This is a genomic window from Collinsella sp. CLA-ER-H9 (assembly GCF_040092295.1).
Lineage (GTDB): Bacteria > Actinomycetota > Coriobacteriia > Coriobacteriales > Coriobacteriaceae > Collinsella.
Genome location: NZ_JBBNLV010000005.1, coordinates 71787 through 93913, shown reverse-complemented (window position 1 = coordinate 93913; position 22127 = coordinate 71787). Strand labels below are relative to the sequence as shown.

Annotated in this window: 15 protein-coding genes; 11 read left to right on the top strand and 4 right to left on the bottom strand. The window is 61.9% G+C overall.

Going from position 1 to position 22127, the window contains the following annotated elements:
• Positions 1 to 242 precede the first annotated feature (242 nt).
• The 6 genes from AAAX73_RS04860 (at position 243) to AAAX73_RS04835 (ending at position 8967) form a co-directional block, all read left to right on the top strand.
• Positions 243 to 749, top strand: coding sequence for a MarR family winged helix-turn-helix transcriptional regulator (locus AAAX73_RS04860; RefSeq protein WP_117655367.1), 507 nt, complete (start codon positions 243 to 245; stop codon positions 747 to 749).
• A complete protein-coding gene (locus AAAX73_RS04855) occupies positions 742 to 2556 on the top strand; it encodes an ABC transporter ATP-binding protein (RefSeq protein WP_349125206.1) in 1815 nt (604 codons plus the stop codon). The genes AAAX73_RS04860 and AAAX73_RS04855 overlap by 8 nt, the downstream gene beginning before the upstream one ends.
• On the top strand, positions 2549 to 4468 hold the full coding sequence (locus AAAX73_RS04850) for an ABC transporter ATP-binding protein (RefSeq protein WP_349125205.1): 1920 nt from the start codon (positions 2549 to 2551) through the stop codon (positions 4466 to 4468). Before AAAX73_RS04855 ends, AAAX73_RS04850 begins: the two co-directional genes overlap by 8 nt.
• 265 nt (positions 4469 to 4733) lie before the next feature.
• Complete coding sequence (locus AAAX73_RS04845) at positions 4734 to 5162, top strand: MarR family transcriptional regulator (protein ID WP_349125204.1); 429 nt, start codon at positions 4734 to 4736, stop codon at positions 5160 to 5162.
• Between the two features lie 114 nt (positions 5163 to 5276).
• The gene (locus tag AAAX73_RS04840) at positions 5277 to 7034 is read left to right on the top strand and encodes an ABC transporter ATP-binding protein (RefSeq protein ID WP_349125203.1); all 1758 of its coding nucleotides are present in this window, start codon (positions 5277 to 5279) and stop codon (positions 7032 to 7034) included.
• The gene (locus AAAX73_RS04835) at positions 7027 to 8967 is read left to right on the top strand and encodes an ABC transporter ATP-binding protein (protein WP_349125202.1); all 1941 of its coding nucleotides are present in this window, start codon (positions 7027 to 7029) and stop codon (positions 8965 to 8967) included. Before AAAX73_RS04840 ends, AAAX73_RS04835 begins: the two co-directional genes overlap by 8 nt.
• A gap of 255 nt (positions 8968 to 9222) precedes the next feature.
• On the opposite strand, the gene AAAX73_RS04830 is transcribed toward AAAX73_RS04835, so the two are convergent.
• Together AAAX73_RS04830 and AAAX73_RS04825 are read right to left on the bottom strand one after the other, a co-directional pair.
• Positions 9223 to 10314 carry a GGDEF domain-containing protein gene (locus AAAX73_RS04830; protein ID WP_349125201.1) on the bottom strand — a complete coding sequence of 364 codons (1092 nt, stop codon included), beginning with the start codon at positions 10312 to 10314 and terminating at the stop codon, positions 9223 to 9225.
• Between the two features lie 120 nt (positions 10315 to 10434).
• Positions 10435 to 11313, bottom strand: a complete 879-nt coding sequence (locus AAAX73_RS04825; protein ID WP_349125200.1) for a LysR family transcriptional regulator — start codon at positions 11311 to 11313, stop codon at positions 10435 to 10437.
• A gap of 233 nt (positions 11314 to 11546) precedes the next feature.
• On the opposite strand from AAAX73_RS04825, the gene AAAX73_RS04820 reads away from it, so the two are divergent.
• The 4 genes from AAAX73_RS04820 to AAAX73_RS04805 all read left to right on the top strand — a co-directional run bounded on the left by AAAX73_RS04820 (position 11547) and on the right by AAAX73_RS04805 (position 17418).
• Complete coding sequence (locus AAAX73_RS04820) at positions 11547 to 12428, top strand: SDR family oxidoreductase (protein ID WP_349125199.1); 882 nt, start codon at positions 11547 to 11549, stop codon at positions 12426 to 12428.
• Positions 12429 to 12493: 65 nt separating this feature from the next.
• On the top strand, positions 12494 to 13750 hold the full coding sequence (locus AAAX73_RS04815; RefSeq protein WP_349125198.1) for an MFS transporter: 1257 nt from the start codon (positions 12494 to 12496) through the stop codon (positions 13748 to 13750).
• A gap of 69 nt (positions 13751 to 13819) precedes the next feature.
• Positions 13820 to 14860, top strand: a complete 1041-nt coding sequence (locus tag AAAX73_RS04810) for a Gfo/Idh/MocA family oxidoreductase (protein ID WP_006235665.1) — start codon at positions 13820 to 13822, stop codon at positions 14858 to 14860.
• Between the two features lie 410 nt (positions 14861 to 15270).
• Positions 15271 to 17418 carry a Tex family protein gene (locus tag AAAX73_RS04805; RefSeq protein ID WP_349125197.1) on the top strand — a complete coding sequence of 716 codons (2148 nt, stop codon included), beginning with the start codon at positions 15271 to 15273 and terminating at the stop codon, positions 17416 to 17418.
• Positions 17419 to 17681: 263 nt separating this feature from the next.
• On the opposite strand, the gene AAAX73_RS04800 is transcribed toward AAAX73_RS04805, so the two are convergent.
• Both AAAX73_RS04800 and AAAX73_RS04795 read right to left on the bottom strand, forming a co-directional pair.
• Positions 17682 to 18386, bottom strand: a complete 705-nt coding sequence (locus AAAX73_RS04800; protein WP_349125196.1) for a transaldolase — start codon at positions 18384 to 18386, stop codon at positions 17682 to 17684.
• Positions 18387 to 18579: 193 nt separating this feature from the next.
• Positions 18580 to 19407, bottom strand: a complete 828-nt coding sequence (locus tag AAAX73_RS04795) for an HAD-IIB family hydrolase (RefSeq protein WP_349125195.1) — start codon at positions 19405 to 19407, stop codon at positions 18580 to 18582.
• 75 nt (positions 19408 to 19482) lie between these two features.
• Between AAAX73_RS04795 and rlmKL the strand changes: the two genes are divergently transcribed.
• Complete coding sequence (gene rlmKL / locus AAAX73_RS04790) at positions 19483 to 22041, top strand: bifunctional 23S rRNA (guanine(2069)-N(7))-methyltransferase RlmK/23S rRNA (guanine(2445)-N(2))-methyltransferase RlmL (RefSeq protein ID WP_349125194.1); 2559 nt, start codon at positions 19483 to 19485, stop codon at positions 22039 to 22041.
• Positions 22042 to 22127: the final 86 nt, after the last annotated feature.

Sequence of the window (22127 nt, the reverse complement as noted above, 5' to 3'; positions counted from 1 at the left end):
TTAGGCATAGTTTTTGGCAAGGCCGCTTCGAAAGGCATCATCGCAGCCCAAAACGATACCTTTTCCTTCGTCCCCAAGGGATCAGATTGCCGCTTAGGAGCGTTTGCAGCATCGAGCGGTTACGGCGTTTGGTAAAACGCCGTAACTTAATAAGTTTGGTACCTTGACATTTATTTCTTGCACTCCTAAATTAGTTAGGCACAAAACAATTGCACTACCTAACTAAAGAAAGGAGCGATACCATGTGCGATGACCACATCGGCCTCTGCCCCCACACGCCGGGCGGCGACCCCCATGAACCCGCAGATGCGCCCGCGGCACAGTCCCAATCAGACGCGCTCGCCAAGCACATCCTAAACGGGCTGGGCTTCTGCGGCCACTTTCTGCACTTTCACGGCGGCGGCGCCTCGGGAAAGGCCCCCATCGTCTGCTTGCTCGCCAAGCAGCCAAACGGCGAGATGTCACAGCAGGAACTAGGCCTGCACTTTGATCTTAAGCCCGGTTCGCTTTCCGAGATTCTCTCCAAGATCGAATGCGCCGGCCTTATCGAGCGCAGCCGCAATCCCAAAGACCGGCGGCAGCTCACCATTCGCCTGACCGAAGCGGGATGGGAAAAGGCCCACGTAGAGCAGGCGGCCCGCATTCGCTTTAGAGAGCAGGCCTTTAGCGCGCTCACCCACGACGAGCGCGAGGACCTCGCCGAAATGCTCGATAAAATCCGCGTAACCTGGGAGGAACTGGATGATTAAAACCCTCATGGGAAGCATCCGCGACTATATGAAAGTCACCGTTGCCACGCCGTTGCTCGTGCTTGGCGAGGTGCTCTGCGAGATGCTGATTCCATTTATCACCGCCAACCTGATCGACGCTATCAAAGACGGCGCCACCGTAGCCGAGATGCTTCCCACCGCAGGCTTTTTGGTGCTCATCGCGCTAACATCCCTTGCTTTTGGCGCCGCGGCCGGCGTCACCTGCAGCCATGCGAGCTGCGGGTTCGCCAAGAACCTGCGTCACGACCTGTTCTACAAGATCCAGACGTTCAGCTTTGCCAACATCGATGAGTTCTCGAGCTCCTCGCTCGTCACGCGCCTGACCACCGATATCAACAACGTGCAGCAGGCCTTTATGATGATCATCCGTATCGCCGTGCGCGCGCCGCTGGTATTGATCTTCGCCTTTACCATGGCGTTTATCATGGGCGGCAGCGTCGCCATGGTCTACCTGGTCATCATTCCGCTGCTGGGCTTTGGGCTGTTCTTTATCATCTTTAAGGTGCGCCCCATCTTCTCGCGCGTGTTCCACAAGTACGATGCCCTTAACGAGTCCGTCGAGGAAAACGTCACCGGCATGCGCGTGGTCAAGAGCTATGTGCGCGAAGACTTTGAGAAGGAGAAGTTCGCGACCGCCGCGCGCGACGTCCAGATGGACTTCACCCGCGCCGAGAAGCTGCTCGCCTTTAACAACCCCATGATGAACATCTGCGTCAACGGCGCGTTTGTCGTCATCATCTACCTGGGCTCCAAGCTCATCATCACGAGCCAGGGCACGCTGTTCGACGTGGGCCAGCTCTCCTCGACCTTTACCTATGGTTTCCAGATTCTCATGAGCCTGATGCAGCTGTCGATGATCTTTGTCATGGTGACCATGGCCGACGAATCGGCACACCGCATTGCCGAGGTGCTGGCCGCCGAGCCCACGATCGCCGATCCCGCCGAGCCCGTGCTCGAGGTTGCCGACGGTTCCATCGACTTTGACCACGTGAGCTTTAAGTATTCCAAGCATGCGAAGCGCCAGGCGCTCGACGATATCGACCTGCACATTACGAGCGGCGAGACCATCGGCATCATCGGCGGCACCGGCTCGGCCAAGTCCACGCTCGTCAACCTCATCGCCCGCCTGTACGACACCACCGAAGGCGCTGTGCGCGTGGGCGGCGTGGACGTGCGCGACTACGACCTGGACGCGCTGCGTCACCAGGTCGCCATGGTGCTGCAGAAAAACGTGCTGTTTAGCGGCACCATCGCCGAAAACCTGCGTTGGGGCGACCCGAACGCCACCGACGAGGAAGTCCGCGAGGCAGCGCATCTGGCCTGCGCCGACGAGTTTGTCGACGGTTTCCCCAAGGGCTACGACACCTGGATCGAACAGGGCGGCTCTAATGTTTCGGGCGGTCAGAAGCAGCGTCTGTGCATTGCGCGTGCCCTGCTGCGTCGCCCCAAGATCTTGATCCTGGACGACTCCACCAGCGCCGTCGACACCAAGACCGACGCCAAGATCCGCGCGGGGCTGGCAAGCTATCTGCCCAACACGACCAAGCTCATCATCGCCCAGCGCATCAGCTCCGTGCAGGACGCCGATCGCATCATCGTCATGGAGGGTGGCCGCATCGCGCAGATCGGCAACCACGATGAGCTGCTTAAGACGAGCGAGATCTACCGCGAGACCTTTACCTCGCAAAGCAAGATGTCTGCCGAGGGCGAAGGGGCCGTCGAGGCCGACACCGAGGCATCTGCAACGCAAGCTCAGACCCAGGAAGGAGGCGAGGCACATGAGTAAGGCAACGACCGCCGAGCGCGCGCTCAACCGCAAGGGCGGCACCATGTCGCGCCTCATCAAGACGCTCTTTGGCTTCTACCCCGTGCTTTTGCCCCTCGTCGTCGTCGGCGTGGTGCTCTGCGCCATCATCAACTCCATCGGCGCGACCTTCCTTCAGAGCGCCCTGCAGATTATTAGCGAATCGTGGCAGTCGGGCGACTGGACGACCGCGCAGCCCAAAATTCTGAAGCTTGTGACCACCCTCGCCTGCATCTACGGCGTCGGCATCCTGTCCTCGCTGTTCTGGAACCGCGCCATGGCCATCGTCACGCAGGGCTCGCTCGAGAAGCTGCGCGAGATGATGTTCAACCGCATGCAGGACCTGCCGATCCGCTACTTCGACACGCACCAGCGCGGCGATATCATGAGCCACTACACCAACGACATCGACACGCTGCGTCAGATGATCAGCCAGTCGCTGCCCAACCTGCTCATGACGATCATCATCATCGTCACGGTGTTCTTTATCATGCTGTACTACAGCGTGTGGATGTGCCTGGTCATCATCGCCGGCGTCGCCTTTATGACCTTTATGACCAAGCTGCTCGGCTCCAACTCCGCGCGCTTCTTCATTGCGCAGCAGACCGAGCTCGGCGTGGTCGAGGGCCATATCGAGGAAGTCATGAACGGTCAGAAGGTCGTCAAGGCGTTCTGCCACGAGTCTGCCGCCGAGGGCGATTTTGACGAGCGCAATGAGAAGCTCTTCGAGGTCTCCCAGAAGGCCAACATGTACGCCAACATCCTCATGCCCATCCTTATGAACCTGGGCAACCTGCTCTACGTGCTGGTCGCGCTGGCGGGCGGCATTTTCCTGGCGCTGGGCGTGCCCAACCTGAGCATCTCGGGCATGGCGCTGTCCATCGCAGTCGTAGTGCCGTTCCTCAATATGACCAAGCAGTTCTGCGGACAGATCGGCCAGATCTCGCAGCAGATCAACGCCGTGGTCATGGGCCTCGCCGGCGCCGACCGCATCTTTGAGCTCATCGACGAGAAGCCCGAGGCCGACGAAGGCTACGTGACACTCGTCAACGCGCAGGTCAACCCCGACACTTGGCAGCTCGAGGAGGCTGACCACCACACCGGCATGTGGGCATGGAAACATCCGCACCGCGCAACCGGCGAGATCGAATATGTGCCGCTGCGTGGCGATCTGGTCATGGACAACGTGGACTTTGGCTACACGCCCGACCACGAGGTGCTGCACGGCGTGTCCGTATACGCCAAGCCGGGTCAGAAGGTCGCGTTTGTCGGCGCCACCGGTGCCGGCAAGACGACCATCACCAACCTCATCAACCGTTTCTATGACATCGCCGATGGCAAGATTCGCTACGACGGCATCAACGTCAACAAGATCCGCAAGGCAGATCTGCGCCGCTCGCTGGGCGTCGTGCTGCAGGACGTGAACCTGTTCACCGGCACCGTGATGGACAACATCCGCTACGGCAACCTGGACGCCACCGACGAGGAGTGCATCGCGGCGGCCAAGCTCGCGGGCGCGGACGACTTTATCACCCGCCTGCCCGACGGCTACGACACCATGCTTACCGGCAACGGTGCCCAGCTGTCGCAAGGCCAGCGCCAGCTGATTTCGATCGCGCGCGCCGCCGTGGCCGATCCGCCGGCGATGATTCTGGACGAGGCTACGTCGAGCATCGATACCCGCACCGAGGCCATCGTGCAGGAGGGCATGGACAAGCTCATGGAGGGCCGCACGACGTTTGTCATCGCGCACCGTCTCTCCACCGTGCGCAACTCCGACGCGATCATCTGTCTGGACCACGGCCGCATCATCGAGCGCGGCAACCATGACGAGCTGATTGCCAAGCGCGGGTACTACTACCAGCTCTATACCGGCGCGTTTGAGCTCGAGTAGGACCGGTTACTGACGGAGGGTTCCCCGGGGCGGCGGGGTAATTCCTCCGTGCTCAAACATTCTCGCTGCGCTGCGAAACTGCGCGCGGAGGAAATACCCCGCCGCCCCGGGGAACCCTCCTGCGCGCAATCAGCCCGTCATTTAGAAGGAAATAAAAGTTTGTGAGCCCCTGGCCGGTTGGCCAGGGGCTCTTTTTGTGTAAATTTGTCGCATGCTTCGGGTTGTGATATAAACGTAGCATGCTACAGAAAGGATGGTGGCTGGAATGGTTCCCGAAGATGCTGTTGGACCCCTGTTTAAGGTAATCAACGAGCGCATGCAGGCGTCTGCCGACGCGGACCTCAAGGAGCAAGGACTCACTTTTGCGCAAAGCCAGGTGATTGTCTACCTCATCGAGCACGCGGGCCGGGCGCTCCAAAAAGAGATTGAGACCAACCTCAAGGTCTCTCACCCAACGGTCTCCGGCCTCGTCAGCCGGCTCGAGAAAAACGGCTTTGTGCGCACCTGGGTAGCCGAGGATGACCGACGTAATAAGGTCGTTGAGCTCACGGACAAGGCACACGATGCCGGTGATCGCATGCGTGCCACAATGCGCGAACGCGATCGAGAGCTGCTCGCCGGCCTTGATGAGCGCGAGCAGACGGAGCTCATCCGCATGCTCAGGCGAATCTACGCCAACGTCTGCAAACAATAGCCTCAATAGCACCCGTCGCCCACCGGATTCATTCCACCTGCGACGGGCTTCTTTACGCCCCATTCCGTAGCTTGCTACATAATTTCAGCCCGATTCGTACAGAAAGGAACATACATGATACGAACGCTTGCACGGAGCCTGCGGCAATACCGCAAGAGCTCCGTCACCGCCATCCTGCTTTCAATCCTGGAGGTGATACTCGAGATCGCTATCCCACTCGTCATGAGCGACCTCATCGACCGCGGCATCCAGGCAGGCAATATGGGCGAGGTCTGGCGCCTTGGCATCGCCCTGCTCGTCCTTGCCGTTCTCGAGTTTGGAGTGGGCGCCGGCGGCGCCTGGATGGGCGCACGTGCCTCGGTGGGATTCGCCGCCAACCTGCGCGACGATATGTACGACAACGTGCAGACTTTCTCTTTCGGCAACATCGACAAGTTCTCTACCGGCTCGATCGTCACACGCCTCACCACCGATGTCACCAACGTGCAAAACGCCTACATGATGATCATCCGCATGGGCGTGCGCGGACCCGTGATGCTCGCGTTCTGCTGGATCGTGTCGTTTACCATCAACCGGCAGATTTCGTTTGTGTTCCTGGCCGTGATCCCCATCCTTGCCATCGCGCTCGGACTCATCATGTGGCGCGTAAGCAGCATCTTCAACCGCGTTTTCGCTACCTACGACACGCTCAACAACGTGGTGCAGGAAAATGTCGCAGGCATCCGCGTGGTCAAGTCGTTCAACCGCGAGGAGCACGAGATTGGCAAGTTCGGCCGTATCAGCCAACGCATCTACGAGGACTTCGCCCGCGGCGAGCGCCTCATCGCACTCAATACGCCGCTCATGCAGGCCTGCATGTACGCATGCATGATACTCATCTCGTGGCTCGGCGCTAAGGCCATCGTGGCCTCGGGCAACAACGCCGCGCTCGGCCTCACCACAGGACAGCTCACCGCACTCTTTACCTACGCCACGCAAATCCTTATGGCGCTCATGATGCTCTCCATGGTCTTTACGCTTATCGTGATTGCCCAGAGCTCGGCCAAGCGCATCGCCGAGCTACTCAACGAACAGAGCGACATCGCGAGCCCCGAGCCCGGTCGCGCCGTCACGCAGGTTGCGGACGGTTCCGTGGAGTTTGACCACGTGAGCTTTGCCTACGCGAGCAAGGCCGAGAAAAACGTACTCGAGGACGTAAACCTCACCATCAAGAGCGGCGAGGTCGTGGGCATCATCGGCGGCACGGGTTCGTCCAAGTCGAGCCTTGTGAACCTCATCGCCCGTCTCTATGACGTCACCGCGGGCACCGTGCGCGTGGGCGGCATCGATGTGCGCGACTACGACCTCGATGCGCTGCGCGGCCAGGTGGCCATGGTACTGCAGAAAAACGAGCTCTTTAGCGGCACCATCGCCGAGAACCTGCGCTGGGGTGACGCCGAGGCCAACGATGCAGAGCTGGTGCGCGCCTGCGAGCTCGCCTGCGCGGACGAGTTTATCGACCAGCTGCCGGACGGTTACCAGACCATGATCGAGCAGGGCGGCACCAACGTCTCGGGCGGGCAGAAGCAGCGCCTGTGCATCGCCCGCGCACTCGTGGCCAAGCCGCGCGTGCTCGTACTCGATGACTCCACGAGCGCCGTCGACACCAAGACCGACGCCAAGATCCAACGCGGCCTTGCCGAGTACCTGCCCGCCACGACCAAGATCGTGATCGCGCAGCGCGTGAGCTCGGTCATGCACGCCGACAAGATCGTGGTCATGGACGACGGACGCATCAGCGCGGTAGGCACGCACGAGGAGCTCTTGCGCACGAGCGATATCTATCGCGAGGTCTTTGAGTCGCAGCAGAAGGGAACGGCAGAGGATGAGTAAGCAGAATAAACGCCCCGCAAACGGAGCGGCACCGGGCGCCGACGTGCCCGCGATGCAACTCGACATGGCAACCGTCAAGCGACTGCTCTCGTATATGTCCTGCTACCGAGGACAACTTGTACTCGTCGTCGCGTGCATCCTGATCTCTGCTATCGCAAGCGCCGCGTCGTCGATGTTTTTGCAGGCACTCATCGACGACTACATCGCCCCGCTTTTGGCGACTGACGCTCCCGTATGGACGGGCCTTGCGCACGCGCTCATCACCATCGGCGCGGTCTATGTGGTGGGCGTCGTGGCCACACTCGTCTACAACCGCGCGATGGTTACTGTGGCGCAAGGCACGCTCAAACACATCCGCGACGATATGTTCTCGCACATGCAGACGCTCCCCTTGCGCTACTTCGACACGCACGCGCACGGCGACATCATGAGCCTCTACACCAACGACACCGACACCCTGCGCCAGATGATCGCGCAGTCGCTCTCGCAGCTCGTAAGCTCGGTATTCACGCTGGTCGCGGTCTTTGTGTGCATGCTTTGGATGAGCGTGGGGCTCACCGTGGTAGTCTGCGTGCTCATGGCGGCGGTGCTCGTGTTCGTGGGCCGCATCACGGGGGTCATCGGGGCGTTTTCTATCGAGCAGCAAGATACGCTCGGCGCGCTCAACGGCTACATCGAGGAGATGGTCGGCGGGCAGAAGGTCATCAAGGCCTTTTGTCACGAGGACGCCGCGCGCACCGGAATGGGCAAGCTCAACCGTGCCTGGGCAAAGGCTGCGACGAACGCGCAGGGCGTGGGCAATTCGATCATGCCCATGATGAACGCGCTTGGCTACCTGATCTATGTGGTGGTGGCCGTGCTCGGCGGCTACATGGCCATCGCAGGGACACCCAACCTGGGACTTACCGGTTTCGACACGTTCACGCTCGGCGCCATCGCATCGTTTTTGACGCTCACGCGCAACTTTATGAACCCCGTAGCGCAAGTGTCCAACCAGCTCAACTCGATCATCATCGCGCTTGCGGGCGCCGGGCGCATCTTTACGCTCATGGATGAGAAGCCCGAGTCCGACGACGGTTACGTGACGCTGGTCAACGTGCGCGAGGACGCGGACGGCGCGCTTGTCGAAACGAGCGAGCGAACCGAGCGCTGGGCCTGGAAGAACCCACATCACGATGGCGGCTGCGGGCTCGTGCCGCTCAAGGGGCATATTATGCTCGATCATGTGAGCTTTGGCTATGTGCCCCAAAAGCTCGTGCTGCACGATATCGAGCTCGAAGCCGAGCCCGGGCAGAAGATCGCGCTCGTTGGTGCGACGGGCGCCGGCAAGACCACGATCACCAATCTTATCAACCGCTTCTACGACATTGACGACGGCAAGATCCGCTACGACGGCATCAACGTCAACAAGATCCGCAAGGCCGACCTGCGCCGTTCGCTCGGTGTGGTGTTGCAGGACGTGAACCTGTTCACCGGTACCGTCATGGACAACATTCGCTACGGCTGCCCCGGCGCCACGGACGAGCAGTGCATCGAGGCAGCGCGGCTTGCAAACGCCGACGGGTTTATCCGCATGCTGCCGGCGGGCTACGACACCGTGCTTGAGGGCGATGGCAGCGGACTCTCGCAGGGCCAGCGCCAGCTGATCAGCATTGCGCGCGCCGCGGTGGCCGACCCGCCCGCGATGATTCTGGATGAGGCCACGTCGAGTATCGACACCCGCACCGAGGCATTGGTGCAGCGTGGCATGGATGCGCTGATGGAGGGCAGGACCACGTTTGTGATCGCGCACCGTCTCTCCACCGTGCGCAACTCTGACCTGATCTGCGTGCTGGATCACGGGCGGATTATCGAGCGCGGCAGCCATGATGAGCTGATTGCTAAGCGCGGGTATTACTACCAGCTGTACACGGGTGCGTTTGAGCTCGAGTAGGTAAACCCACGGGCTCCGTCTCGTGAGGGCGGCATATTACCTCCGTGCTCAAACATTCTCGCTTCGCTGCGAAACTGCGCGCGGAGGTAAAATGCCGCCCTCCCGAGACGGAGCCCTGCGCGCAGTCAACTCCTCATTTGAACGGAATAAAAGATAGTGAGGTCCTGGCCAAATGGCCAGGACCTCTTTTCATGGCAGTCTTTTTGGGACGGGGCTTTTTAGCTGCCTTCAAATTAGCCGCCCTCTGTTACAGGCTTACCGGTCCTCGCGTTGCGGCCCGGCTGGCTCGGCCGTCTTTATGCGGTTCTTGTCGATGTACATGTTTTTATCGGCCTGGGAAAAGAGCTCGCGCATCGTAGGCGGTTCATCAAAATCACTGGAAAGCGCATAGCCCACCGCGTAGCTGATAGGCATGTCGGGGTGAGCCTCGGAATACTCGCTCACGTTCGCACGAATCCGAGCGAGACAGGATTCCACGGCAGCTCGATCGGCATCCCACAGCACCGCGATAAACTCATCGCCGCCGTCGCGGCCCACAAAGCAGGTCTCGGACGCCACGCACCCCAGCTGCTGGGCAAAAGAACGGATGTATTCGTCACCCTTCTCGTGGCCAAAGCTGTTATTGACCGTATGCAGGTTGTTCAGATCGAAAACACACAGCGCAACAGGCGCTTCGGCGGAAACGGGATGCCCCTGCCCCAAGATTTCCTCGCACTTGTTCTTGTTGGGCAGTCCCGTGGCTTCATCGAGATAGACTTTGTTCTGCAGCTCGCGATTGAGCGCGGCAGTGCGCACCGCGCGAGCAAGTTCGACCGCAAAGGTCGCCACCAGGCCCACGATGTCGATAATCACCGAACCCTCAAGGCGATTGAGCGCCGTGGCCTTCTCCTGGGAGTAGTCCTCCGCAAGCCTCGTGGCATCGTCACAAATGCCAAAGAACTCCTCGCTCATGGCGATGATGTCGGTGTTCTCGTAGCCGACTTCGCGCACACGGGCGATCTCGGTGCGAAGCTTGTCAAAATAGCTCGCAAGTTCGGTCATCTTTGCCTGATACTCATCGTCATCCAGACGGACGAGATTGAGGTCGTCGCTTCCGTAGCGCAAACCATTAATGTATGAATCCACAGCCTTGAGTAGGTCATCTTGTGGCTGGCCCGCGTCCTCGAGCTTAACGATACGCTGCGTGGTGCCGCGCACCAGACCGGCGTAATTGACCACGCGCGCCGTGCCCTGGATGTCGGAGACGAGCAGCATAACATTGATAAAGAAGAAGATGAGAACTGCCGTGAGCACCATCATGAGAAGGCGCACCGCCTGGCTGGCCTTCTTGGCGACAAAAGTATTCACAAGCTCACTCCCCAAAATGGCAAAAGATCTGGTGGCACGCAGTGTGCTGAAAATCACGTGAGGCAAACTCTACCAGATGATTTTTCTAGGACGGGGATTAAAGAATCATCGACACGATAGCTATTTGAGAAGTTGGGCCATGGCGTTGACGAATTTTTGGACTTGGAGGGTGGGCTCGAGCGGATAGTGCAAATAGACCGGCACCTCGCGGCCGCACAGGAACGGCACACCCATAAAAGCCGGGTGTACGCCTGACCAAGCTCCGCAGGTGAGCACCGCGTCGCCCTTTTCCTCCGCCTCGTTAAAGAGCGCAAAGTCAAAGCTGTCCACGTCGATCACGTCCACGCCGCCGTCGGCCAACAGGTCGATACGCAGGCTGTCTATGGCGTCGTTGCCGTGACGGAGCACGCGCAGGCGCATGCCCTCCAGGTCGGCAACCGTGATGCGCGTCTTGCGCGCGAGCCGGCTCGTGCGCGGCACATCAATATAAAACGGCACGGTAACGATGCGGAGCTTTTGGCAGGCGTCGCCCCAGCGCGGGGTCGAAAAACTCGACTGCACCACATCCACCTCGCGCCCCAGACTGCGCATGACGGTCTCGCGCTCATCGTAAAGGTCCCCCACCGGCACAATCTCAAAACGCAAGCGCGGCTCCATGTCGTGCACCTGCGGCCACAGCGCGAGCGTGTGGCGCCCCGGGCACATCATCGACACGCCCAGGCGCACGGCGCCGCCATCGCCCGCCGCGCGTCGGGCGCGGCGCAGCGCATCATCGGACTGGCGCATGATCGAGCGCGCGTCGTCCACCAGTAGCGCACCAGCCGGCGTCACCTTAACGCCCGAGTGCGACCGCTCGAACAGCGTGATGCCGAACTCGGCCTCGAAGCCCGAAACCTGCTTGACGAGTGCCGGCGTCGACACGCGCAGCTTTGCCGCGGCACGCGAGAAGCTTCCCAGCTCCGCGGCGGCCGATATGGCCTCAAGTCGTCGATCGTACACGTCAATCTCCCGTTTCCAGACGTATGCCCATGCGCGGCCGCAGGGGGTTGTTTTGGCAGGTCACACACTCAATTACGGACAAATCTACTTGCGAGCTATAAACCAATGGTTTACGCCATTCTAACAAATATGCAATTCACCTGCGCGAATTCAAAGCATACGATAACCAGCGAAAACCACGTGGGTCGATTAATGGGAGCGGCCCACAGGGAGGCACAAGAAGGGAAGTTCCTATGAGCAATTGGCTTAAGCTCGAGGGCGACGTCTGCGCCGTGACCGGTGCGCTCGGCGGTATGGGCGTCGAGATTTGCCGCGAGTTCGCCCGCAACGGCGCCAACGTCGTCCTGCTCGACCTGGACGAGGAGAAGGTCAAGACCGCAGCCGCCGACCTCGCTGCCGAGTTTGGCATCCACGCCGAGGGCTACAAGATGAACGCCACCGACGAGGCCGAGGTTCAGGCCGCCGTCGACGCCACCATCGCCGACTTCGGTCGCGTCGACGTTCTCGTCAACACCGCCGGCGTCCTGCGCTTCGCAGCCATGGAAGACCTGCCGCTGAGCGACTGGAACGAGGTCCTCAACGTCAACCTTACCGGCTACTTCATCACCTCGCAGCGCTTTGGTCGCGAGATGATTAAGGCCGGTCAGGGTCGTCTGGTGCACATCTCGACCGTTGCCAGCCACTCCCCCGAGACGTTCTCGGGCGTGTACAGCTCCACCAAGGCGGGCGTCAACATGATGTCCAAGATGCTGGCTGCCGAGTGGGGCCCCTACGGCGTGCGCTCCAACTGCGTCGAGCCTTGCTTTGTCAAGACCCCCATGTCGGCAAGCTTTTACGCCGACCCCGAGGTCGAGAAGAGCCGCAGCCGCCTCATCGCCACGCGCCGCATCGGCGAGGTCAGCGATATCGCCAACGCCGTCATGTTCCTGGCGTCCAAGCGCTCGGACTTTACCACCGGCGACGCCATCAAGGTCGATGGCGGCTTCTCCAACATGATGGGCGATCTCACCGCCAAGCCCGGCGGCCGTCGAACCTTTGCCGACAACTACCTCAAGAACAAGGGCGTCGAGCTTTGGTCCGACGAGTCCGGCGTCGCAAAGCCGACTGACCAGTAAACCAGCCCGACAGGGAGGCTCGCGGTGATGCCCGCCCCTCCCCCGCATCGATTAGAAAGAGTCCCATGACTTCCACCAACTCCAACAAGGGTCGCGCCGTCGTGCTTTCCGCCGCGTGCGTCACCATGTTTTTCATCAGCTCCATCGCGCTGTATTCCGTCGTGAGCAAGAACCTGCTCGCCGTCTACCCCGAGTGGTCCAGTGCCCTGACCTGGGCTTTCCCGGTCTTTCAGACCATCATGGCCGTAACGGGCATCTTCGCCGGCCGCATCTCCGATAAGATCGGCCCGCGCAACGTCGTGATCGCCGCCGCCGTGTGCTACGGCCTGGGCTGGTTCATGTCCGGCACCGTTACCGAGCCGTGGCAGTTCTACCTGTGGTTCTCGCTCGTCGCCGCTGTCGGCAACGGCCTGGGCTACAACCCGGCACTCACCACGGGTCAGAAGTGGTTTATCGACAAGAAGGGCCTCGCCTCCGGCATTACGCTCGCCGCTTCGACCGCCGGCCCCGCCGTGCTGTCCCCGGTGCTCGCCTCGCTGCTCATCCCGAGCCTCGGCATCTTTGGCGCCCTCAAGGCGCTCGGCGTCATCTTCTTTGTGACGATCGCCGCCTCCGCCCTGTTCCTGAAGGCCCCCGAGGCCGGCTGGCTGCCCGAGGGCTTCGAGGCCCCCAAGGGCGGCGCACACGCCGGCACCTTCGGCGACCTCACCCCGGGCGAGATGGTCAAGACCCCGCGTTTCTGGGTCCTCATCGTCACCTTCGCCTTTGCTGCCACTGCAGGCACCCTGCTCGTGGGCAAGGTTGCCTCCATCGCCGCCGTCCAGCTCTTCGCCGACCCCACGAGCGCCGCGGCCGTCGCCCTCGGTGGCGTGGTGGTCTCCGTCAACACCTGCGCCAACCTGGTCGGCCGTCTGTCCTTTGGCCAGATCATCGACAAGCTCGGCGCCTACAAGTCGCTGCTCATCAGCCTTGTCGTCACCATCGTCGCGCTCGTCATCATGTCGATGAGCTTTACACAGAGCATGTTCTTTGTGGCGCTCGCCCTGCTCGGCTTTAGCTTTGGCGCCCTGCTCGTCATCTACCCGCCGCTCACCGGTGGCGCCTTTGGCACCAGCAACATCGGCGTCAACTACGGCATCATGTTCCTGGGCTACGCCGCTTCTACCTGGATCAGCCAGCCCATCACCGCCGTGCTGTATCACGCCGAGGCCGGCAGCGCCGCCTACCAGCAGTCCTTCTACGGCGCCATCGTGATCGCCGCCATTGCCGTCGTGCTCACCGTCTACATGATGGTCTCCGACAGCAAGAAGAAGTCCGCCTAGTTTTACCGATGCGACAAAGGGACCGTCCCTTTGTCGCATTCCACCAGCCACCAGTATTAAGGAGTCGAAATGTCTGAGCTCAACCCCGTCCGCATTGCCGTCATCGGCGCCGGCGCCATGGGCCGCAACCACATCCGCTTTGTCACCGAGGAGCCCGAGGCCGAGCTCGTCGCCATCGCCGACGCCTTTGAGGGCGCCCGCGCCACGGCCGAGGCCGCCGGCGTGCCGTTTTACACCGATCCCGCCCAGATGATGGACGAGGTCAAGCCCGAGGCCGTCATTATCGCCACGCCCAACGACCTGCATCTGGGCGTTGCCCGCGAGGCCGTGAAGCGCAACATCGTGCCGCTGGTCGAAAAGCCGATCTCCAACGACCTCGAGGATGCCCAGGCCTTCGCCGCCGAGGCCGAGACCGCCGGCGTGCCCGTGCTCGTGGGTCAGCACCGTCGCCACAACCCCTTCGTCAACAAGGCCAAGGAGATCATCGAGTCCGGCGAGCTGGGCAAGCTCACCGTGTCGAGCTTCCACTATATGATCTATAAGAATGACGAGTACTTCGATGTCGAGTGGCGCCGCAAGAAGGGTGCCGGCCCGATCCTGGTCAACCTGGTGCACGACGTCGACCTGCTCCGCTACCTGCTGGGCGAGCCCGTTGCCGTCCAGGGCATGCAGTCCAGCGCCGCCCGCGGTTTTGAGACCGAGGACTCCGCCGTGGTCAACGTCCGTTTTGCCGATGGCGCGCTCGCAAGCATGACCATCTCCGACGCCACCGCCAGCCCCTGGAACTGGGAGGCAACCGCTCGCGAGGATCCGCAGTATCGCCCCTTCGACGCCGATGCCTACTTTATTGGCGGTACAAAGGGCGCCCTTTCGCTACCCCGCCTGCACCAGTTCTCCTACGACGGTGCCTCCAACTGGCACAAGCCGCTGCAGATGGAGATCCCGGCTGTGGACCCGGCGCTGCCGCACAAGATGCAGCTCAAGCACTTTGTGAAGGTCGTCCGCCGCGAGGTCGAGCCCGTCGTGACCCCCGCCGACAACGTCAAGACGCTCACGCTTCTCAACGCCATCAAGGAGGCCGCCGAGACCGGCCAGCTCGTCGAGCTGTAATGCCTTAGGGCAGACCGCGGCAGAAGCCCCATGCCGAGCCCCTCGGTCCGCCACCAATAAGCCCCTCTTCTTTGCCCCGCGAGCAGCCTCCTGCCCGCGGGGCATTTTGCTACCTTGCCGACGATTTTTCTGGGGCGGGGCTATTTTGTACCTCGGCTTGATTCGTTTGCCACGAAATGCGCCTATCTACTACGTTTAACCGATTACCCTCAACCATACCGAATTTCGCGAAATAAAAACCGCAGGTAGACGGCTTGCCGATTTTCGGAAAACCCAGGCATGGTCGACCTATACGGTTCAAACGTAGTAGATGGGCCGTTTTCATGGCGCAGCCCCAAAACAGTCTTTTAGGACGGGTGGTATCCTTGGTAGCTCTGTGCTGCAAACGCACCTCAAACGCAAGGAGTCCCATGGATCTTATCGCCCAGCTCGCCCGCGAGCTCAACCTTAAGTCCGCCAACATCGAAGCGGCCGTCAAGCTCATCGACGAGGGCAACACCATCCCCTTTATCTCGCGCTACCGCAAGGAGGCCACGGGCGGCATGGACGACGTCGCCCTGCGCGCCCTCGACGAGCGCCTGTCATACCTGCGCAATCTTGAGCAGCGCAAAGAGGACGTTATCCTGCTCATCGACGCCCAGGGTAAGCTCACGCCCGAACTCGAGCAGCAGATCCGCGAGGCCACGCAGCTCCAGCGTGTCGAGGACCTCTACAAGCCCTACCGCAAAAAGCGCATGACCCGCGCACAGAAGGCCCGCGAAGCCGGCCTGGAGCCGCTCGCCAACATGATCATCATGCAGGCCTCGGCCAAGGGCAGCGCGCTCGACGCCGCCGCAACATACGTCAACGAGGAGGCCGGCTTCGACACGCCCGAGAAGGCGCTTGCCGGCGCCGCCGACATCGTGGCCGAGACGGTGGCCGAGGATCCCGAGAACGTCGCCGACCTGCGCGCCTTTACGCAAAACACCGCCGATATCGTCGTCGAGGCCACCGACCCCACGGAGAAGACTCCCTACGAGCCCTACTACAACTTTGACGAGCCGCTGCGCCGTATTCCCAACCACCGCGTGCTGGCTATCGACCGCGGTGAGCGCGAGGGCAAGCTCCGCGTGCGCGTGAACGTCGACGGCGCCGCCGCCACGGCACGCCTCGGCAGCCGTTGGTCCCGACGCCAGGGCGTCTTCGCACCCGTCTTCGATGCCGCCATCGCCGACGGCTACAAGCGCCTCATGGCCCCCTCGCTGGAGCGCGAGGCCCGCGCCAAACTCACCGTTCGCGCCCAAACCGAGGCCATCAACGTCTTTGCCAAGAATCTCGAGGGCCTGCTCTCGGCACGCCCCGTGCGCGGCGCCCGTGTGCTCGCGCTCGACCCGGGCTACCGCACCGGCTGCAAGGTCGCCGTCATGGACGAGACCGGCAAGCTGCTCGACCACGGCGTGGTCTACCCCACCAAGCCGCGCCACGACGTCGCCGGCACCAAGCGCGAGCTCGCTCGCCTCGTCAAGAAGGACGGCGTCAACACCATCGTCATCGGCAATGGCACCGCTAGCCGCGAGACCGAGGAAGTCGTCTCGGAGTTCATCGCCGAGCAGGCTCCTGGGCTGCGATACACCATCGTCAACGAGGCCGGCGCATCGGTGTACTCCGCCTCCGAGCTCGCAAGCCAGGAGTATCCCGACCTGGATGTCACCGTACGTGGCGCCATGAGCCTGGGCCGCCGCCTGCAAGACCCGCTGGCAGAGCTCGTCAAGATTCCGCCCCAGTCCATCGGCGTTGGCCAGTACCAGCACGACCTTGACCAGGCCGAGCTTTCACGTACCCTGGGCCACGTGGTGGAGGACGTCGTCAACCGCGTGGGCGTCGACGTAAACACCGCGAGCGCAAGTCTACTGGGATACGTATCGGGCATTACGCCGAGCGTAGCCAAAAACATCGTGGCCTACCGCGAGGAAAACGGTGCCTTTACCGATCGCCGCCAGCTCAAGAAGGTCCCCAAGCTGGGACCCAAGGCATATCTCAACGCCGCGGGCTTCCTGCGCATCAGCGGCGGTAAGAACCCGCTCGACGCGACAAGCGTCCACCCCGAGAGCTACGAGGTGGCCACGGCCGTCCTGGAGCGCGCCGGCGTTCAAGCCAGCGAGCTCAGCCGCGGCGGCGTGCCCGACATCGAGCACCGCCTGGGCAGCATCTCGGCGCTGGCAAGCGACCTGGACTGCGGCACCCTCACGCTCATCGACATCGTCAACGAGCTCAAGAAGCCCGGTCGCGACCCGCGCGACGACGCACCCGAGGTGGTCTTCAGCCGCTCGGCGCTTTCCATCGACGACCTAGAGCCCGGCATGGAGCTCAAAGGCACGGTGCGCAACGTCGTGGATTTTGGCGCCTTCGTCGACGTGGGCGTACACCAGGACGGCCTCGTGCACATCTCCAAGCTGGCCAACCGCTTTGTCAAGCACCCGAGCGACGTGGTGCGCGTCGGCGATACGGTCAAGGTTTGGGTCGAGAAGGTTGATCGCGACCGCAAAAAGATCTCCCTCACCATGGTGCAGGGGAAGTAACAGCAAAGGACGAACCACCGCTGCCCATCGTCGAACTTGCAAGTTTTCTCACCCAATGGGAAAACTTGCAGATACCACAACAAAAAGGTGCCGCCCATCAAAGAGGCGGCACCAACAAAGTCTCATTCAGCTCAGAACCTACTGGCAAGCTCGTGCCGGCAGCCCCGGCCTTCCCTTTCCCTAGCGCGACCCTCGCAAAGCGCGTGAGCGATAGGGAAAGGGAAGGCCGGGGCGAACAGCCCACGGCGCAGCCAGTGTTCGCCCTACGGCAGAATATGGAAGCCCAAAGCGGCGATATCCTTGGCAAAACCGCGCACGGTATCGAGCGAGACCTCGTACGGGTCACGGCCGATGTTCTTACGCTTGGCCAGGATGCTGTTGGGCACCGTGATAATCTGGCAACCGCATCCTTCCGCCTGGTAAATGTTGATGAGCTCGCGCGTGGACGCCCACAAGACCTCACAGCTGGGCTTTGCGGCGGCCTTCTTGACCGACTCCGTCATAAACGGAATGGGATCGACGCCGGTATCGGCGATGCGGCCGGCAAAAAGCGAGATGATAGACGGCGTCTCGGCGTCAACGGCCTCGACCATCTCATCGACCTGCTTAGGCGTAAAGATAGTGGTGACGTTGACCTTGATGCCGTCGGCCGAAAGCTTGTGGACCAGCTCGGCGGTGGACTCGCCCTTGGTGGTCACGCACGGGATCTTGACGTAGACGTTCTCGGCCCAGGTAGCGATCTCGCGAGCCTCAACCTCCATGGTCTCGACGTCGTCGGCAAAGACCTCAAACGAGACGGAAACGTCGGTGATGTGGGCCAGGACCTCCTTGGCAAACGCGCGGTAATCCGTCACGCCGCCCTTCTTCATAAGGGACGGGTTGGTCGTGAAACCCTGAACGTTGCCGTTCTCGTACATGTCGAGCATGCCCTCGAGGTTTGCACCGTCAGCGAACACCTTGATTGCCATCTGCCTGATTCCTTTCGCTTGCACATGGGCGTTGCACTGCTAAACACTTTACCTACGTTTATCAAGGCGTGAGCTGCGGGTTTTTATCTTCTCGGCGAACGGTATAAACACCTCAGTGTTTGGATTGATAAATCGATTGAGCATGCAAAAGCAAAGAGTCGCAGTTTGAGCAAACGTCAGAACGCGGGATTCATTAGATGAGGCCGAAATGCTGCATCGCTGTGACGGTGCCGTCGTGTGCGACATCGTCGGTCACGTAGTCGGCGACCGCCTTGACCTCGGGCATGGCGTTGCCCATGGCGACAGCCGTCTCGACCGCAGCGAGCATGCCCAGGTCGTTGCCCGAATCGCCAAAGCCAAAAGTGCGCGCATTTCCCTCGCGGCCCAGATACGCCAGCGCTCGCGTCACGCCCACGCCCTTGTCAATACCCTTGGGACTCAGCTCGCGGTTCTGACCACCGGTGTTGCACAGCTCAAAGTTGCGATTGATAAAGCCGTCATCGTTGGCTACACGAGCCAAACTGGGCACATTGAGGCATACCTTGCCCACGCGCAAGCTGCCGTCGATGCGCATCTCCTCGGCGCTGTGCACCACAGAGGTACCGATTAAAGACGAGCGCTCAACGCCCACAGGCTCCAGCGCAAAGGTCGCAGCATTGGACTCGAAAAAAACCTCGATGCCGGCATCCACAACGCGATGCGCAAGCTCCTCAACAATGTCTTCGTCAAAGCAGTCCTCATGCACCACGCGGCCCTCGACCTCGAGCGTCGCCCCCGCCATGGCAACGATACCCGCCGGGTTCAGCGCGCGCAGGCCATCGGCAATCAGCCACAAGGGACGACCCGTGCAGATAAATGCCCGGTGACCCGCATTGCGCAGGCGACCAAATGCATCGATAACGGACTTCGACGGATGGACTGCATTGAAGTCCTTATCGGTCATATCGTCGGGATCGAACGACGCCAGCGTGCCGTCCACGTCAAAAAAGAGCACAGCGGATTCGGGGCACGCATCAATCATATGGGTTCCTTTCGAGGATAAGGGCAAACGAAGCATCCATCATATAATGGAGCGACGCAACCAGAGAGGTCACCCATGGAATTTTACGCAAGCTGCCCCGAGGGCTTTGAGTCCGCACTCGCCGATGAGCTTAAACGCCTCGGGCTTTCGCATGTTCGCCGGCTGAAGGGCCGCGCCACGTTTGAGGGCGAGCTCGAAGAAGGCTACCGCGCCTGTCTGCGGTCGCGCCTGGCGAGCCGCGTGTTCGTGGTACTCGGGCGCTTTGAGGCGCAGGATGCCGACGAGCTGTACGATGGCGTTTACGACATCGCCTGGGAGACCATCATCCGCCCCGGCGCCACCATCGCCATTACCGCCCGCGGCGTGACCGAGCAGCTGCGCAACACGCGCTTCTCGGCCCTGCGCGCCAAAGACGCGCTGTGCGACCGCCTGGCCGAGACCACAGGACGTCGCGCCGATGTCGATGCCGCCGACCCCGATGTTCACCTACTGCTTTCGCTGCGCCAGCGCCGCGCGAGCATAAGCCTAGACCTTTCGGGCGACCCGCTGTTCAAGCGCCTGCCGCCCGCAGCGACCCGTGCCGGCGAGGGCGCGCACGTGCTGCGCCCCGACTACGCCGCTCTGGTGCTGGCGCAGGTCGGCTGGACCGCACTGTGCGAGCGCGAGCTGACGGCCGATGATTACGAGAATGAAGCCCTGCCCACGCTGATCGATGCCTCGTGCGCCGGCGGCGGTCTGCTGCTGGAGGCCGTGAATATCCTGACCGACCGCGCCCCGGGTGCCGCACGCAAGCACTGGGGTTTTGAGGGCTGGCAGCTGCACGACGCCGCCCTGTGGGAGCAGCTGCTTGCCGAGGCGCGCGAGCGCGGAACGGCAGCGCGCGAGCGCCAGGCGCGCATCGTGGCCGTAGACATCGACCCCGCCGCCCGCAAGACTGCCGAGCGTATGATCAAGTGCGCCGGCTACAAGCGTTTCGTCGACTTCTGCGCTGCCAAACCAGCCACCGTGCTGGACCATGCAGGCGCTGTCGCCGGCGCCGCCGTAGTCGCAGACACCACCGAGACCCCGCTTTCGCTCATGCACGACGCCATGACGCTGGTCGGCGAGCTGCGCCGCGCGCCCGAGCTTACCGCCGCGCCGGTCGCCACGCTCGCCCGCGATGGCCTTATGGCCCGCGCGCTCCATGCCGAGCCTGCGCGCTCCATCGCCGTCATGCCCAATAACGAGGAGGCGGCTATTGAGGTCTGGCCCTCGCTCGACCACGCCACCGCGGCATTCGAAGCTGCGACCAGCGCAGATGCCGAACAGCAGACCGCAGACGCTCAAGACGAAGCCGCCGACACTCCCATGCCCGAACCTGCCGCCACGCTCGACCTGGGCGACGGCAAGCCGCTGCCCGTGCTCATCCCCGAGTCCGAGCAGTTCGCCAACCGCCTGCGCAAGAACGCCCGCCTGCGTCGCAAGTGGGCAAAGCGCGAGGGCGTGAGCTGCTACCGCGTCTACGATGCCGACCTGCCCGACTACTCCGCCGCCATTGACCTGTACGAAGGCTGCCCGCAGACGCCGGGACGCTGGCTCGTCATCGCCGAATACGCCGCGCCCAAGACCATCGATCCCACGCTGGCCCAGGCCCGCATGCTCGACATCTTGGCCATCGCGCCGCGCATCCTAGATGTTCCCGCCGAGCATGTGCACGCCAAGGCCCGCATGCGTTCGCGCGGCGGCTCGCAGTACGGCAAGCAGGGTGCCGGCAAGGGCGGATCGGGCGAGCGTGCCAACATCGCGCGCCGTCGCCTGCCGCTCATCGAAGAGGGCGGCCTTACCTTTGCCGTCAACTTTGACGACTATCTGGATGTGGGCATCTTCCTGGACCACCGCGTCACCCGCAACCTGGTGCGCGAGCACGCCAAACAGGCACGCCGCTTCCTCAACCTGTTCGCCTACACCGGCACCGCCACCTGCTATGCGGCAGACGGCGGCGTCGAGGAGACCGTGACGGTCGACCTTTCCAACACCTACCTGGACTGGGCCGAGCGCAACATGCGCCAGAACGGCTTTGTTGGCCCGCAGCATCACTTTGTGCGCGATGACGTGCTCGCCTGGATTCGTGACCAGCGCCAGACGCGCAACCGCTGGGACCTGATTTTTGTCGACCCGCCCACGTTTTCGAACTCGTCCAAGATGGGCCGCCGCACCTGGGATGTCCAGCGCGACCATGTTGAGCTTTTGGCCGGCGTATCTCGCCTGCTCGCACAGGGCGGACATGCCATCTTTAGCTGCAACCTGCGCGGCTTTCGCCCCGAGACGCGCAAGCTCGCACGCGCGGGCGTCGTGCTGGAGGACATTACGGCGCAGACCATCCCCGAGGATTTCGCACGCAACCAGAAGGTGCATCATTGCTATATCGTGCGCCGACTGCCCATCGAGGACGCCATGGCCGAGGTCGGTTTTAGCGCCGAGGAGATTGCCGATCGAACCGAGGAGCTGCGCAACCCCGAGGCGCGCAAGCCTCGTGCAGCAGCGCCCGCGCACGCGCAGGCCGGCAACGGCAAGTCCAACTTTGCCGGCAAACCCTCCCCCGCCGGAAAGCCCAAAAAGAAGAAGTTCTACGCCAGCAAGCCCAAGGGCAGATAACAAAGTTGCGGTGGAATACGGACTGTTTTACCTGGAATTAGGCAAATTTAGACCGTATTCCACCGCAACTCATATTGGGATGGTGA

Bases quoted from the DNA above. Each gene is read 5' to 3' on its own strand.
- AAAX73_RS04860 (WP_117655367.1), top strand. From the start codon at position 243: ATGTGCGATGACCACATCGGCCTCTGCCCCCACACGCCGGGCGGCGAC.
- AAAX73_RS04855 (WP_349125206.1), top strand. From the start codon at position 742: ATGATTAAAACCCTCATGGGAAGCATCCGCGACTATATGAAAGTCACC.
- AAAX73_RS04850 (WP_349125205.1), top strand. From the start codon at position 2,549: ATGAGTAAGGCAACGACCGCCGAGCGCGCGCTCAACCGCAAGGGCGGC.
- AAAX73_RS04845 (WP_349125204.1), top strand. From the start codon at position 4,734: ATGGTTCCCGAAGATGCTGTTGGACCCCTGTTTAAGGTAATCAACGAG.
- AAAX73_RS04840 (WP_349125203.1), top strand. From the start codon at position 5,277: ATGATACGAACGCTTGCACGGAGCCTGCGGCAATACCGCAAGAGCTCC.
- AAAX73_RS04835 (WP_349125202.1), top strand. From the start codon at position 7,027: ATGAGTAAGCAGAATAAACGCCCCGCAAACGGAGCGGCACCGGGCGCC.
- AAAX73_RS04820 (WP_349125199.1), top strand. From the start codon at position 11,547: ATGAGCAATTGGCTTAAGCTCGAGGGCGACGTCTGCGCCGTGACCGGT.
- AAAX73_RS04815 (WP_349125198.1), top strand. From the start codon at position 12,494: ATGACTTCCACCAACTCCAACAAGGGTCGCGCCGTCGTGCTTTCCGCC.
- AAAX73_RS04810 (WP_006235665.1), top strand. From the start codon at position 13,820: ATGTCTGAGCTCAACCCCGTCCGCATTGCCGTCATCGGCGCCGGCGCC.
- AAAX73_RS04805 (WP_349125197.1), top strand. From the start codon at position 15,271: ATGGATCTTATCGCCCAGCTCGCCCGCGAGCTCAACCTTAAGTCCGCC.
- AAAX73_RS04800 (WP_349125196.1), bottom strand. From the start codon at position 18,386: ATGGCAATCAAGGTGTTCGCTGACGGTGCAAACCTCGAGGGCATGCTC.
- AAAX73_RS04795 (WP_349125195.1), bottom strand. From the start codon at position 19,407: ATGATTGATGCGTGCCCCGAATCCGCTGTGCTCTTTTTTGACGTGGAC.
- rlmKL (WP_349125194.1), top strand. From the start codon at position 19,483: ATGGAATTTTACGCAAGCTGCCCCGAGGGCTTTGAGTCCGCACTCGCC.